The following is a 14486-nucleotide window of genomic DNA, read 5'->3' on the forward strand; positions in this document are numbered from 1 at the left end:
CGAGTGGGGGCACCTCCCTCGCTCTCAAGGCAGTGGGGGAGAAACGGGCGAGCGTTTTGCTCGTTGCTCCCCAGGTGAGGGGCGACTAGGTTCCTCACCGGTCCGTATCCGACAGTTCGACATCCGAGGTGACGTAGGCGTGGCTCTTCCGCCCCTTACCCCTGAACAGCGCGCAGCCGCGCTCGAAAAGGCCGCCGCGGCTCGCCGGGAGCGGGCCGAGGTCAAGAATCGACTCAAGCACTCCGGCGCCTCGTTGCACGAGGTCATCAAGCAGGGTCAGGAGAACGACGTCATCGGCAAGATGAAGGTCTCCGCCCTCCTTGAGTCCCTCCCGGGCGTGGGCAAGGTCCGCGCCAAGCAGATCATGGAGCGGCTCGGAATTTCCGAGAGCCGCCGCGTGCGCGGACTCGGTTCCAACCAGATCGCGTCCCTGGAGCGCGAGTTCGGCAGCACCGGCGCCTAGTCCTCCGTGCCCGGACCGACTGGTCCGGGCATGCGGGGATAGCTGGAATAATCGCTGCATGAGTGAACGTCCGCGGCTGACCGTGCTCTCCGGCCCCTCCGGGGTCGGCAAGAGCACGGTCGTCGCTCATATGCGCAAGGAACACCCCGAGGTCTGGCTGTCGGTTTCGGCCACCACCCGAAAGCCGCGCCCCGGCGAGAAGCACGGTGTCCACTACTTCTTCGTCACCGACGAGGAAATGGACAAGCTGATCGCCAATGGCGAGCTGCTGGAGTGGGCCGAGTTCGCGGGCAACCGGTACGGGACCCCGCGCCGGGCCGTCCTGGACCGTCTCGAGTCGGGCGAACCCGTCCTCCTCGAGATCGATCTCCAGGGCGCCAGACTCGTCCGCGAGTCGATGCCGGAGGCCCAGCTGGTCTTCCTCGCCCCGCCGAGCTGGGAGGAGCTGGTCCGCCGGCTCACCGGCCGGGGGACCGAGGCTCCCGAGGTGATCGAGCGCAGACTCGCCGCCGCCAAGGTCGAGCTCGCAGCCGAAGCGGAGTTCGATACGACCCTGGTCAACACCTCCGTCGAAGACGTGGCCCGTGAGCTGCTAGCCTTGATGAGAGTTGTTTGATCTTCGATCTATTTGTGATCTCGAATTCCGCCGGGGCAATCCCGCGTTTCCTTGATCACATGTGATCTTCAATCCCATCGGAAGGCAGAGAGTGTCCTCTTCCATTACCGCGCCCGAGGGCATCATCAACCCGCCGATTGATGAGCTGCTCGAGGCGACCGACTCGAAGTACAGCCTCGTGATCTACGCCGCCAAGCGCGCGCGTCAGATCAACGCGTACTACTCGCAGCTCGGTGAGGGCCTGCTCGAGTACGTCGGCCCGCTGGTGGACACCCACGTCCACGAGAAGCCGCTCTCGATCGCGCTCCGCGAGATCAACGCGGGCCTGCTGACGTCCGAGGCCATCGAGGGCCCGGCTCAGTAAGCAATCAGTTTTTCTTGGCCACAGGCCCGGCAGCGCGACTGTCGGGCCTGTGGTGTGTCATGGAGTCGTGCGTCTCCGAGGGGAGTCGTACGTTCCCGAGTGCGGGAATCCGAGTGCGGGGAGGCACGGACCGTGGACAAGCCCAAGGTCGTTCTGGGGGTCAGTGGCGGGATCGCCGCCTACAAGGCGTGCGAGCTCCTGCGCCGGCTGACCGAGTCGGGACACGACGTACGCGTCGTGCCGACGGACTCCGCCCTGCACTTCGTGGGGGAGGCGACCTGGTCGGCGCTGTCCGGCAACCCCGTCTCGACCGAGGTCTGGGAGTCCGTCCACGAGGTCCCGCACGTGCGCATCGGCCAGCACGCCGACCTGGTCATCGTCGCGCCCGCGACGGCCGACATGCTCGCCAAGGCCGCGCACGGCCTCGCCGACGACCTCCTCACGAACACGCTTCTGACCGCCCGCTGTCCGGTCGTCTTCGCCCCCGCCATGCACACGGAGATGTGGGAGCACCCGGCGACGAGGGAGAACGTGGCCACGCTCCGCCGCCGCGGCGCCCTCGTCATCGAGCCCGCCGTCGGCCGCCTCACCGGCGTCGACACGGGCAAGGGCCGCTTCCCCGACCCGGTGGAGATCTTCGAATTCGCCCGTCGCGTGCTCGCGCGGGGAGATCTGGCGACCACCCAGGACCTCGCCGGACGGCACGTCGTCATCAGTGCGGGCGGCACCCGGGAGCCCCTCGACCCGGTCCGCTTCCTCGGCAACCGCTCCTCGGGCAAGCAGGGGTACGCCCTCGCCCGCACGGCGGTCGCCCGCGGCGCCCGCGTCACCCTCCTCGCGGCGAACGCGACGCTGCCCGACCCGGCCGGCGTCGAGGTCGTCCACGTAGGGACGGCGGTAGAGCTGCGCGAGGCCGTCCTCGAGGCGGCGCCGGAGGCGGACGTGGTGGTCATGGCGGCAGCCGTGGCCGACTTCCGCCCCGAGACGTACGCCACAGGGAAGATCAAGAAGAAGGACGGGCAGGAGCCGGAGCCCATCGCCCTGGTCCGTAACCCGGACATCCTCGCCGAGCTCTCGGCGGACCGGCCGCGTCCCGGACAGATCGTCGTCGGCTTCGCCGCGGAGACGGACGACGTCCTCGCCAACGGCCGCAAGAAACTGGCCCGCAAGGGCTGTGACCTGCTCGTGGTCAACGAGGTGGGGGAGCGCAAGACCTTCGGCGCCGAGGAGAACGAGGCCGTTCTGCTCGGCGCGGACGGCAGCGAGGCCCCGGTCCCGTACGGTCCGAAGGAAGTGCTCTCCGACACGATCTGGGACGCGGTCGGCCGGTTGCTGCCCATCGGCGACGCGCGGGCCGTGGAGCGGATCTACGACGGCGAGTGAAGGCCGCTTTCGCTCCAGCGGAGGCCCTGAACCGCATGATGCCCTTACAATTCGGACACGTTCGCCTCTTCCTAAGAGCGATCGTCGTACCGCAGAATGCAGTGCCGCTGGTCACAGCGCTCCCAAGTGGCGAGACGCGTGGTCCGACGGCCGAGAGTGACCGATAAACTGGTCACGGACGACGCCGGGCGCAGCCCCCGGCCGTCCGCAAATGATCAGCCAGCAGCCGCTGCAACCACAGGGAGCGTTGTGTCCCGTCGCCTGTTCACCTCGGAGTCCGTGACCGAGGGTCACCCCGACAAGATCGCTGACCAGATCAGCGACACCATTCTTGACGCGCTTCTGCGAGAGGACCCGACCTCCCGGGTCGCCGTGGAGACGCTCATCACCACGGGCCTCGTGCACGTCGCCGGTGAAGTCACGACCAAGGCGTACGCGCCGATCGCGCAGCTCGTGCGCGAGAAGATCCTCGAGATCGGCTACGACTCCTCGAAGAAGGGCTTCGACGGCGCCTCCTGCGGCGTGTCGGTGTCCATCGGCTCGCAGTCCCCCGACATCGCCCAGGGCGTCGACACGGCGTACGAGTCGCGTGTCGAGGGTGACGAGGACGAGCTGGACAAGCAGGGCGCGGGCGACCAGGGCCTGATGTTCGGCTACGCGTGCGACGAGACACCCGAGCTGATGCCGCTCCCGATCCACCTGGCGCACCGCCTCTCGCGGCGCCTGTCCGAGGTTCGCAAGAACGGGACGATCCCGTACCTGCGCCCCGACGGCAAGACCCAGGTCACCATCGAGTACGACGGCGACAAGGCCGTCCGCCTCGACACGGTCGTGGTCTCCTCCCAGCACGCGTCGGACATCGACCTCGAGTCGCTGCTCGCCCCCGACATCCGCGAGTTCGTCGTGGAGCACGTCCTGGGCCAGCTCATCGAGGACGGCATCAAGCTGGACACCGAGGGCTACCGCCTTCTGGTGAACCCGACCGGCCGCTTCGAGATCGGCGGCCCGATGGGCGACGCCGGCCTCACCGGTCGCAAGATCATCATCGACACGTACGGCGGCATGGCCCGCCACGGTGGCGGCGCCTTCTCCGGCAAGGACCCGTCCAAGGTCGACCGCTCGGCCGCCTACGCGATGCGCTGGGTCGCCAAGAACGTCGTCGCGGCCGGCCTCGCCACCCGCTGCGAGGTCCAGGTCGCGTACGCGATCGGCAAGGCCGAGCCGGTGGGCCTCTTCGTCGAGACGTTCGGCACGGCCGCGGTGGACACGGACAAGATCGAGCACGCGATCGGCGAGGTCTTCGACCTCCGTCCCGCCGCGATCATCCGTGACCTCGACCTGCTCCGCCCGATCTACTCGCAGACCGCCGCGTACGGCCACTTCGGCCGCGAGCTTCCCGACTTCACGTGGGAGCGCACGGACCGCGTGGACGCGCTGCGCACGGCCGCGGGCCTCTGAGCGGGACCCCTGCGGCGGACGACGCCTGTACGTGCACGGCCCCGGACCGGTTCGGTCCGGGGCCGTGGCGCGTCCTCGCCCCCGTCGCGGCGGCCGCTGTCAGTGCGGTCTGGTAGGAATTTGGCTGTGAGCAGCGAGAACGGGCAGGGCGACGGCGGTGGTGAGGGTGCGCCGCCCGAGCAGCTTGCGCTGATTCGGGAGAGTGTGCGGCAGGCCAAGGTGCCGCGGGCCAAACCGCGTACGTGGCGGGGGGCCGCGCTCGCCAAGGAGCTGCCCGTGGCCCGCGTGCTCGTCGACAAGGGCGTGCTGCATCTCGACCGGTACTTCGACTACGCGGTGCCCGAGGAGCTCGACGCCGACGCGCAGCCGGGGGTGCGGGTGCGGGTGCGGTTCGGCGCCGGGAAGCACTCCGTGCGGGACGGGCGCCGCGAGGGGGGCGGGCTGATCGACGGGTTCGTCGTCGCGCGGGTCGCCGAGTCCGGGTACCAGGGCCCGCTGGCCGCCCTCGCGCAGGTCGTGTCGCCCGAGCCCGTGCTCGGAAAGGAGCTGCTCGGCCTCGCCCGCGCCGTCGCCGACCGGTACGCGGGAAGCCTCGCCGACGTGCTCCAGTTGGCCGTCCCGCCGCGGAACGCGCGCGCCGAGAAGAAGCCGTCGCCCGAGCCGCTGCCGCCTCCGCCGGCGCCGGACGCGGGGAGCTGGCGGCGGTACGAGCGCGGGCCGGGCTTCCTGGACGCTCTCGCGTCCGGTGGCGCGCCCCGGGCCGTGTGGAACGCGCTGCCCGGACCCGAATGGGCCGACGAAGTGGCGCGTGCCGTCGCAGCGACCCTCTCCTCCGGGCGCGGGGCCCTGGTCGTGGTGCCCGACGGGCGGGCGGTCGCGCGGGTCGACGCCGCGCTGAGCACCGTACTCGGCGAGGGGCGGCATGCCGTGCTGACCGCCGACGCGGGTCCCGAGAAGCGGTATCGCGAGTGGCTCGGGGTGCGGCGCGGGTCGGTGCAGGCGGTCGTGGGGACGCGGGCCGCGATGTTCGCCCCCGTGCGGGACCTGGGGCTCGTGGTCATATGGGACGACGGGGACTCCAGCCACGCGGAGCCGCATGCTCCGCAGCCGCACGCCCGCGATGTGCTGCTGCTGCGGGCCGCGCACGACAAATGCGCCTTCTTGCTGGGGAGTTGGAGCTGCACGGTCGAGGCGGCGCAGCTCGTCGAGAGCGGTTGGGCCGCGCCCCTCATCGCCGGTCGGGAGCAAGTACGGGGCGCCGCACCCCTCGTACGGACCGTGGGGGACGGGGACCTCGCGCGCGACGAGGCGGCGCGGGCCGCGCGACTGCCGACGCTCGCGTGGCAGATGGTGCGGGAAGGGCTGAAGAGCGGTCCGGTTCTGGTGCAGGTGCCGCGGCGCGGATACGTGCCGCGGCTCGCGTGCGAGCGGTGCCGCGAGCCCGCACGCTGCCGCCACTGCGCCGGGCCCCTGGAGGCGAGCGAGGGGACCGCCGCCCTCAAGTGCCGCTGGTGCGGGCACGAGGAGAGCGCCTGGCGGTGTCAGGAGTGCGGGGGGCTCCGGCTGCGGGCGCAGGTCGTGGGGGCGCGCAGGACGGCGGAGGAGCTGGGGCGGGCGTTTCCGGCGGTGCCGGTGCGCACGTCCGGGCGGGAGCAGGTTCTCGATACGGTGCCGGGGGCGCCGGCCCTGGTGGTGAGTACGCCGGGCGCGGAGCCGGTGGCCGAAGGCGGGTACGCGGCCGCGCTGTTGCTCGACGGCTGGGCGATGCTGGGCCGCCCCGACCTGCGGGCGGGGGAGGACGCGCTGCGGCGCTGGATCGGGGCGGCCTCGCTGGTCAGACCGCAGGGGGCGGGCGGCACGGTGGTGATCGTGGCCGAGCCGACGCTGCGTCCCGTGCAGGCGCTGGTGCGGTGGGACCCGGTGGGGCACGCCGTGCGCGAGCTCTCCGAGCGGGCCGAGCTCGGCTTTCCCCCGGTGTCCCGGATGGCGGCGGTGTCGGGTGTGCCCGAGGCGCTCGCCGGGTTCCTTGCGGCGGTGGAACTGCCGGATGACGCCGAGGTGTTGGGCCCTGTCCCGGTGCCGGACGCGGCTCCGGGACCGTCACGCCGTCCCGGTGCGCCGCCGCCGGGGGAGCACTGGGAGCGCGTCCTGGTCAGGGTCCCGCCCGGCAGCGGCGCGGCACTCGCGTCGGCGCTGAAGCACGCTCAGGCGGCCCGGATGGCCAGGGGTGGCACGGAGCCGGTACGGGTGCGGGTGGATCCGCCGGACATCGGCTGAGGCGTTGGACGTGGCGCGGAGGCGCAGCCGGAGCGTCCCGTGGCATTCGGTCTCTCCGCGCGCTGCCCCGACCTGAAACAACGCGGTGCGTCCCAACACGCCTCTGCCTCCCCGTACCTGACGATGTGCAGGGAGGCAGTCAGCAGGCGAGGTCAGCCGTTGCGCGGGCCGGGGAAGGCCGTCGGGCGCGGGTCCTCGCGGAGCACCGGGCTGCCCGCGGTCGGCTGCGTGGGCATGGAGCGGGCGGCGGGTACGGACGGGATCGTCGCCGTCCCGATGGGGACGGGGGGCCGCGTCCCCGCCGTCTCCGTGGCGCGCTCGGCCTCGGCCGCCGCCTGTGCCGCGGCCCTGCGGGCCCCGTACCGGCGGTGCACGGCCTGCTTAGTCACCCCGAGCGCGGAGCCCACGGCGTCCCACGAGAAGCCCAGTGAGCGGTCGAAGTCGACGGCCGCGGTCACCAGGGTCTCGACGCTGTCGCGCAGTTCCTGGGCCAGACGGACGGTCGGGGCGGGAGCGCGCCCGTAGACGACGAAGCCCGCGGAGGGGCCGGAGCGGCGCGGACGGTAGACGTTGCCGAGCTGGGCGCTGAGGGTACGCAGTGCGTCCACCTGCCGGCGGACCCGCTCGATGTCCCGTACCAGGAGGTGCAGGCTGGCCCGTGCCTGGGCGTCGTGGGTTGCGTGGTCGGCCATGAACAAGCCTCTCGAACCGGCGTTGAAACGGATCGGGCCGCATCTGGGGCCCTTGGTTGGTCAACTCTTCCTTGACCAACGCGCCAGTTGGTGAGGGGTCACGCTGGAGGGGCGTATGCGCATATGCGCAGGGCGCGCGTCCATGCGTACGCCCCCAGGGGTGGGCGGCCACGAATACGGGGAGGAACGGGCCCGTGGAACGGCCATAGACTGGTGTGCTGCCCGTCAAGTCCCTGCCCCGAGAGGCCGAAAGACACCTATGAAGCTCGTCTTCGCAGGCACCCCCGAGGTCGCCGTTCCCGCTCTGGACGCCCTGATCGCCTCCGACCGCCACGAGGTCGCCGCGGTCGTCACCCGGCCGGACGCTCCCGCGGGCCGCGGCCGCAGGCTCGTCGCCAGTCCGGTCGCCGAGCGCGCGGAGGAGGCGGGGATCGAGGTCCTCAAGCCGGTGAAGCCGCGCGACGAGGCATTCCTGGCCCGGCTGCGCGAGATCGCGCCCGACTGCTGCCCCGTCGTCGCCTACGGCGCGTTGCTGCCGAAGGTCGCCCTCGACGTCCCCGCCCGCGGCTGGGTCAACCTGCACTTCTCGCTGCTGCCCGCCTGGCGCGGCGCCGCCCCCGTACAGCACGCGATCATGGCCGGTGACGAGATCACCGGAGCGTCCACGTTCCTGATCGAGGAAGGGCTCGACTCCGGGCCCGTCTACGGGACGGTGACGGAGATGGTGCGGCCCACCGACACCAGCGGCGACCTGCTCACCCGGCTGGCCTTCGCCGGCGCCGGACTGCTCTCCGCGACCATGGACGGCATCGAGGACGGCGCCCTGAAGGCTGTGGCGCAGCCCGTCGACGGCATCACGGTCGCCCCGAAGATCACCGTCGAGAACGCGCACGTGGACTGGACGGCGCCCGCCCTGCGGGTCGACCGCGTCATCCGTGGCTGCACGCCCGCGCCCGGCGCCTGGACCGTCTTCCGCGACGAGCGCCTCAAGCTCATCCAGGCCGTCCCCGTGCCGGTCCGCACCGAGCTCGCGCCCGGCGAGCTCGCCGTCGGCAAGAAGAACCTGTACGTCGGGACCGGCTCTTACGCGGTGGAGCTGCTGTGGGTGCAGGCTCAGGGAAAGAAGCCGATGGCCGCGGCCGACTGGGCGCGCGGGGTGCGGATCGCCCCGGGCGAGCGCCTGGGCGGGACCGACGTAGGCTGAACGGGTTCGAGCCGATACCAGCAGCGGAGCACCTTTGAACGACCAGTCCGGCCGGCGACCCCAGAAGTCGGGTAAGCCCGGCACCCCAGGGAAGCAGGGAAAGCCGTACCGCCGCCCTCAGAAGGACCCGGTCCGCTACCTCGCCTTCGAGGCGCTGCGGGCCGTGGACGAGCGCGATGCGTATGCGAACCTCGTGCTCCCGCCGCTGCTGCGCAAGGCCCGCGAGAAGGGCGACTTCGACGCCCGTGACGCCGCGCTCGCCACGGAACTGGTCTACGGGACGCTCCGCCGGCAGGGCACGTACGACGCGATCGTCGCCGCCTGTATCGACCGGCCGCTGCGGGAGGTGGACCCGCCCGTTCTCGACGTGCTGAACATGGGCGTCCACCAGCTGCTCGGCACCCGGATCCCCACGCACGCCGCCGTGTCGGCCTCCGTGGAGCTGGCGCGGGTCGTGCTCGGTGACGGGCGCGCCAAGTTCGTGAACGCCGTGCTCCGCAAGGTCGCGCAGGACGACCTCGACGGCTGGGTGGAGAAGGTCGCGCCCCCGTACGACGAGGACGCCGAGGACCATCTCGCCGTGGTGCATTCGCATCCGCGATGGATCGTGTCGGCGCTGTGGGACTCGCTCGGCGGGGGCCGCGCGGGCATCGAGGACCTGCTGGAGGCCGACAACGAACGGCCCGAGGTCACGCTGGTGGCGCGGCCGGGCCGGACGACGGCGGACGTCGTCCTGGACGAGGTCGGCGAGGAGTCGGCGCTGCCGGGGCGCTGGTCGCCGTACGCCGTGCGGCTCACCGAAGGCGGTGAGCCCGGCTCGCTCGACCCCGTGCGCACCGGCCGGGCCGGTGTCCAGGACGAGGGCAGCCAGCTCGTGGCGATCGCCCTCGCGAACGCGCCCCTGGAGGGCCGCGACGAGAAGTGGCTCGACGGCTGCGCAGGACCCGGCGGCAAGGCGGCCATGCTCGCGGGCCTCGCCTCCGAGCGGGGCGCCGCCCTGCTCGCTGCCGAGAAGCAGCCCCACCGCGCCCGCCTCGTGGCGAACGCGCTCGCGGGCAACCCCGGCCCGTACCAGGTCATCGCGGCCGACGGGACCCGTCCGCCGTGGGGGTCCGGCACCTTCGACCGCGTCCTCATGGATGTGCCGTGCACGGGTCTCGGCGCGCTGCGCCGCCGGCCCGAGGCGCGCTGGCGGCGGCGCCCCGAGGACCTGGAGGGCTTCGCGCCGCTCCAGCGCTCGCTGCTGACCACCGCCCTCGACTCCGTCCGGGTGGGCGGCGTCGTCGGCTACGCGACCTGCTCTCCGCACCTCGCCGAGACCCGCGCCGTCGTGGACGACGTCATGAAGCACCACCCCGGCGCGGAACTCATCGACGCGCGCCCTCTGCTGCCCGGTGTACCGGCGCTCGGGGACGGCCCCGACATCCAGCTCTGGCCGCATCTGCACGGCACGGACGCGATGTACCTGGCCCTGATCCGGCGCACCGCCTGATCCGGGCGGCACCGCTTGACCCGGACGGCACCCGCCTGACACGGACACGCGGCTGACCGCCGGTCCCGCGCGCCTTCAGGTGCCGGGGTCGGCGGCCTTTCCGGTCTCGCGGATCCGGGTCGCTCACCGTGGCACCGGGGCCCTTGCGCGGCATCCGGGGAGCGAGACAGGTCTGGACCGGGGGGAGCAACCGGCGCCGGGCATGGCAGTCTTGGGTCATGGCCGTGCAGATCAACCCCAGCATCCTGTCCGCGGACTTCGCCCGCCTTGCCGAGGAGGCAAAGGCCGTCGAGGGCGCCGACTGGCTCCATGTCGACGTCATGGACAACCACTTCGTCCCGAACCTGACCCTCGGGATGCCGGTCGTGGAGTCCCTGGCGCGGGCCACGGACATCCCGCTGGACTGCCATCTGATGATCGAGGACGCCGACCGCTGGGCCCCGCAGTACGTCGAGGCCGGCGCCGGCTCCGTCACCTTCCACGCGGAGGCCGCGGCCGCCCCCATCCGGCTGGCCCGCGAGATCCGCGCCAAGGGCGCCCGCGCCTCCATGGCGCTCAAGCCCGCGACCCCCATCGAACCGTACGAGGACCTGCTCCCCGAGCTGGACATGCTGCTGATCATGACCGTCGAGCCGGGTTTCGGCGGGCAGGCCTTCCTGGACCTCATGCTGCCGAAGATCCGCCGTACCCGGGAGCTGATCAGCAAGCACGGCCTCGAACTCTGGCTTCAGGTCGACGGCGGCGTCTCGGCCTCCACCATCGAGCGCTGTGCGGAGGCGGGAGCCGACGTCTTCGTCGCCGGCTCCGCCGTCTACGGCGCCGCCGACCCCGCCCAGGCGGTACGTGCATTGCGCACGCAGGCCGAGACGGTGTCGGCCGCCGCGGCCTGGGCATGCGGCCACTGAGCCACGGGAACGTGAACGCCGCCCATCAGGGCAGATCAAGTCCGCCACATCTGCAAGGATGAACGGCGAGTCCAGGTTGTGAACAGCAGTGAGGAGATCGCCGTGTCGGCACTGTCGCCGGGTCGCTCAGCGATGCGGATGGGACCCGCGGAGCTGGTGCAGGCGGCGGCCATGGCCCGCCGCTTCTATCTCGAGGGCAAATCCAAGATCCAGATCGCCGAGGAGTTCGGCGTGAGCCGCTTCAAGGTGGCCAGGGTCCTGGAGACCGCGCTCGAACGTGATCTCGTACGCATCGAGATCCGCGTACCGGCCGAGCTCGACGCGGAGCGCTCCGACGCGCTGCGCGCCCGCTACGGCCTGCGGCACGCCGTGGTGGTCGAGTCCCCGGCCGAGGCCGAGGAGTCGCCCGACCCCGAGAACCTCGGCGAGGTCGCGGCCGACCTCCTGGGCGAGCTGGTCTCCGAGGGCGACGTGCTCGGCCTGGCATGGGGCCGCTCGACCATCCACATGGCGGCCGCGCTCGACCGGCTGCCGCCCTGCACGGTCGTGCAGCTCACGGGCGTGTACGACGCCGGGACCGCCGAGCGCGGCTCCGTCGAGGCCGTGCGGCGCGCCGCCCAGGTCTCCGGCGGCGAGGCCCACCCGATCTACGCCCCGATGCTGCTGCCCGACCCGGCCACCGCGGCCGCGCTGCGCGGCCAGACGGGCATCGCCCGCGCCTTCGAGTACTTCGACAAGGTCACGGTCGCCTGCGTCTCCATCGGCTCCTGGGAGCCGGGCATCTCCACCGTCCACGACATGCTCAGCGACGAGGAGCGGGCCCACTACGCCTCGCTCGGCGTCGCCGCCGAGATGTCCGCGCACCTCTTCGACGCCGAGGGCCGCCGCGTCGGCCGTGACCTGGGCGAGCGGTGCATCACGGTCGAGGCGGACCGCCTGCGGCGCATACCGGAGGTCGTCGCCATCGCGGGCGGCCAGCGCAAGGCTTCCGCGATCGACGCGGTGCTGAGGTCGGGGCTCGTCACCAGCCTGGTCACGGACACGGCCGCCGCGGACTTCCTCCTCACGGCGGGCCCCACGCCCAAGCCGGCGCTGAACCGGGCCGACCCGGACGGCGTCTAGAGCCCCGGTCCTTCGCGCGGTCCTCACGTCGTGTGCCGCGCTCACCGGAGGCGGCTGTGGCAGCATCGGCGGCATGCTGCCGCGGCTTCTCACCCGCCTCCCCGCTCTCCTCCCGGGGGCGCTGCTCGTCGCCCTCGCCCTGCTGGTCACCGGGTGCTCCGCACAGGACACGCAACAGGACACACGGGCCGCCCCGGGCCGCTCCACGCCCGCCTGGGCACGGGGCATGGCCACGGTCCCCGAGTCCCGGCTGCCCGCGCAGGCCCGTACGACCCTCGGCCTCATCGACAAGGGCGGACCGTTCCCGTACGCCAAGGACGGTGCCGTCTTCGGGAACTTCGAGCGGGAGCTGCCCCGGCAGAGCCGCGGCTACTACCACGAGTACACCGTCCCCACCCCCGGCGAGCGGGACCGCGGCGCCCGGCGCATCGTCACGGGGCGGAGCCACGAGACGTACTACACCGATGACCACTACGAGTCGTTCAAGGCGGTGCTGAGATGACCGGAGGCCCTCCCGACAGGATCCGTGTCCTCGACCTCGAAGGCGTCAAGGACAAGGCCGGGTTCATGGACCGGTGCGTGCGCGACCTGGAACTGCCGGACTGGTTCGGCCGCAACTGGGACGCGCTGTTCGACGTCCTGACCGATGTCTCCTTCTGGCCCGACGGCAGCGACCAGTCGCTGCTCCTGTCCGTCGTGGGCTGGCGGGCCTACGCCAGTGCCCGGCCCGAGGACTGGGAGACCGCGCTCGACGTGTTCACGGACGCGGTCGAGCGCAGGCGTGGCCGGAGTCCGAGGCTCGTGATCGCCCTGACCCTTGGAGGTTCCGACCACGCCCCCTCCCGTGCGCCTGTGTAATCGTCCGTGGGCATGTGGTAGCGGCGGCATGGGACACTGAAGTACGTGCTTTTCCCCCACGGGCTGACCTGCCCGGGGGCCACCTCTGATCGACTGGGATGAGCAGCACGTGCGTTTCCTCAACGACATCCAGCCTGCGTACGACCTGACCTACGACGACGTCTTCATGGTGCCGAGCCGCAGCGCCGTGGGTTCCCGTCAGGCGGTCGACCTCGCGTCGCCCGACGGCACCGGCACCACGATTCCGCTGGTCGTCGCCAACATGACCGCGATCGCCGGGCGCCGCATGGCCGAGACCGTCGCCCGCCGCGGGGGCCTCGTCGTCATCCCGCAGGACATCCCGATCGAGGTGGTCACCGAGGTCATCTCCTGGGTGAAGACCCGCCACCTGGTCCTCGACACCCCCATCGTCCTCGGCCCGCACCAGACCGTCGCCGACGCGCTCGCGCTGCTGCCCAAGCGCGCGCACAACGCCGGTGTCGTCGTGGACGAGGAGCAGCGGCCCGTCGGCGTCGTCACGGACGCCGACCTGACCGGTGTCGACCGGTTCACGCAGCTGTCCGAGGTCATGTCCAAGGACCTGCTCCTGATCGACGCGGACATCGACCCGCGCGACGCCTTCAACAAGCTGGACCACGCCAACCGGCGCTACGCCCCCGCCGTGGGCGCGGACGGCCGCCTCGCGGGCATCCTGACCCGCACGGGCGCCCTGCGCGCGACCCTCTACACCCCGGCCACCGACGCGAACGGCAAGCTCCGTATCGCCGCCGCCGTCGGCATCAACGGCGACGTCGCGGGCAAGGCCAAGCAGCTCCTCGACGCCGGCGCGGACACCATCGTGGTCGACACCGCGCACGGCCACCAGGAGTCGATGATCTCCGCGATCAAGGCCGTCCGCGGCCTCGACCCCCAGGTGCCCATCGTCGCGGGCAACATCGTCGCCGCCGACGGCGTCAAGGACCTCGTCGAGGCCGGCGCCGACATCATCAAGGTCGGCGTGGGCCCCGGCGCCATGTGCACCACGCGCATGATGACCGGCGTCGGCCGGCCGCAGTTCTCCGCCGTCCTGGAGTGCGCCGCCGAGGCGAAGAAGTACGGCAAGCACGTGTGGGCCGACGGCGGTGTCCGTCACCCGCGCGACGTCGCCATGGCGCTCGCCGCCGGCGCGTCGAACGTCATGATCGGCTCCTGGTTCGCCGGCACGTACGAGTCCCCGGGCGACCTCCAGCACGACGCCCAGGGGCGCGCGTACAAGGAGTCCTTCGGCATGGCCTCGGCTCGCGCCGTCAGGAACCGGACCTCCGAAGAGTCCGCGTACGACCGTGCCCGCAAGGCGCTGTTCGAGGAGGGCATCTCCACCTCGCGCATGTTCCTCGACCCGCAGCGTCCGGGCGTCGAGGACCTGATCGACTCGGTCATCGCGGGCGTCCGCTCCTCCTGCACCTATGCGGGTGCCAACTCCCTCGCGGAGTTCGAGGAGAAGGCCGTCGTCGGCATCCAGTCCGCCGCCGGTTACGCGGAGGGCAAGCCGCTGCACGCCAGCTGGAGCTAGCCGCTCCGCAGGGTCCGGCCGCTCTCTGCCCGCGGGTGAGGTGTGGCCGGTCGCGCCCCCTCGGCGGAGCCGCACATCGACACTGCCCCGCGCCCCCTTT

Annotated in this window: 14 protein-coding genes; 13 read left to right on the top strand and 1 reads right to left on the bottom strand. The window is 72.0% G+C overall.

All coding sequences use genetic code 11. The features are described 5' to 3' along the window. Nucleotides 1-139 precede the first annotated feature (139 nt). The 6 genes from ACZ67T_RS15415 to ACZ67T_RS15440 all read left to right on the top strand — a co-directional run bounded on the left by ACZ67T_RS15415 (nucleotide 140) and on the right by ACZ67T_RS15440 (nucleotide 6561). Nucleotides 140-463, top strand: coding sequence for an integration host factor (locus ACZ67T_RS15415; RefSeq protein WP_026246651.1), 324 nt, complete (start codon nucleotides 140-142; stop codon nucleotides 461-463). A gap of 58 nt (nucleotides 464-521) precedes the next feature. After that, nucleotides 522-1079 carry a guanylate kinase gene (gene gmk / locus ACZ67T_RS15420; RefSeq protein ID WP_100597426.1) on the top strand — a complete coding sequence of 186 codons (558 nt, stop codon included), beginning with the start codon at nucleotides 522-524 and terminating at the stop codon, nucleotides 1077-1079. A 91-nt stretch (nucleotides 1080-1170) separates the two neighbouring features. Continuing rightward, entirely contained in the window at nucleotides 1171-1443 is a 273-nt protein-coding gene (gene rpoZ / locus ACZ67T_RS15425; protein WP_005319902.1) for a DNA-directed RNA polymerase subunit omega, read from the top strand. A gap of 132 nt (nucleotides 1444-1575) precedes the next feature. Next, a complete protein-coding gene (gene coaBC / locus ACZ67T_RS15430) occupies nucleotides 1576-2826 on the top strand; it encodes a bifunctional phosphopantothenoylcysteine decarboxylase/phosphopantothenate--cysteine ligase CoaBC (RefSeq protein ID WP_469984290.1) in 1251 nt (416 codons plus the stop codon). A 249-nt stretch (nucleotides 2827-3075) separates the two neighbouring features. Continuing rightward, nucleotides 3076-4284 carry a methionine adenosyltransferase gene (gene metK, locus ACZ67T_RS15435; protein WP_469984291.1) on the top strand — a complete coding sequence of 403 codons (1209 nt, stop codon included), beginning with the start codon at nucleotides 3076-3078 and terminating at the stop codon, nucleotides 4282-4284. A 126-nt stretch (nucleotides 4285-4410) separates the two neighbouring features. Then, the gene (locus tag ACZ67T_RS15440) at nucleotides 4411-6561 is read left to right on the top strand and encodes a primosomal protein N' (RefSeq protein ID WP_469984292.1); all 2151 of its coding nucleotides are present in this window, start codon (nucleotides 4411-4413) and stop codon (nucleotides 6559-6561) included. Nucleotides 6562-6713: 152 nt separating this feature from the next. On the opposite strand, the gene ACZ67T_RS15445 is transcribed toward ACZ67T_RS15440, so the two are convergent. Then, on the bottom strand, nucleotides 6714-7253 hold the full coding sequence (locus ACZ67T_RS15445; RefSeq protein ID WP_100597430.1) for a hypothetical protein: 540 nt from the start codon (nucleotides 7251-7253) through the stop codon (nucleotides 6714-6716). 259 nt (nucleotides 7254-7512) lie between these two features. Between ACZ67T_RS15445 and fmt the strand changes: the two genes are divergently transcribed. From fmt to ACZ67T_RS15480, 7 genes are all read left to right on the top strand, one after another. Beyond that, nucleotides 7513-8457, top strand: coding sequence for a methionyl-tRNA formyltransferase (gene fmt / locus ACZ67T_RS15450; RefSeq protein WP_469984293.1), 945 nt, complete (start codon nucleotides 7513-7515; stop codon nucleotides 8455-8457). 34 nt (nucleotides 8458-8491) lie between these two features. After that, nucleotides 8492-9949, top strand: coding sequence for an RsmB/NOP family class I SAM-dependent RNA methyltransferase (locus ACZ67T_RS15455; protein ID WP_469984295.1), 1458 nt, complete (start codon nucleotides 8492-8494; stop codon nucleotides 9947-9949). A gap of 218 nt (nucleotides 9950-10167) precedes the next feature. After that, complete coding sequence (gene rpe / locus ACZ67T_RS15460; RefSeq protein ID WP_469984297.1) at nucleotides 10168-10854, top strand: ribulose-phosphate 3-epimerase; 687 nt, start codon at nucleotides 10168-10170, stop codon at nucleotides 10852-10854. Nucleotides 10855-10932: 78 nt separating this feature from the next. Further along, complete coding sequence (locus tag ACZ67T_RS15465; RefSeq protein WP_469984299.1) at nucleotides 10933-11976, top strand: sugar-binding transcriptional regulator; 1044 nt, start codon at nucleotides 10933-10935, stop codon at nucleotides 11974-11976. 73 nt (nucleotides 11977-12049) lie between these two features. Beyond that, a complete protein-coding gene (locus ACZ67T_RS15470; protein ID WP_469984300.1) occupies nucleotides 12050-12478 on the top strand; it encodes a guanyl-specific ribonuclease in 429 nt (142 codons plus the stop codon). Continuing rightward, on the top strand, nucleotides 12475-12834 hold the full coding sequence (locus ACZ67T_RS15475) for a barstar family protein (RefSeq protein WP_469984302.1): 360 nt from the start codon (nucleotides 12475-12477) through the stop codon (nucleotides 12832-12834). The genes ACZ67T_RS15470 and ACZ67T_RS15475 overlap by 4 nt, the downstream gene beginning before the upstream one ends. Before the next feature lie 109 nt (nucleotides 12835-12943). Further along, entirely contained in the window at nucleotides 12944-14386 is a 1443-nt protein-coding gene (locus tag ACZ67T_RS15480) for a GuaB1 family IMP dehydrogenase-related protein (RefSeq protein WP_469984303.1), read from the top strand. Nucleotides 14387-14486 lie beyond the last annotated feature (100 nt).

Source organism: Streptomyces sp. NPDC107517 (assembly GCF_055582645.1).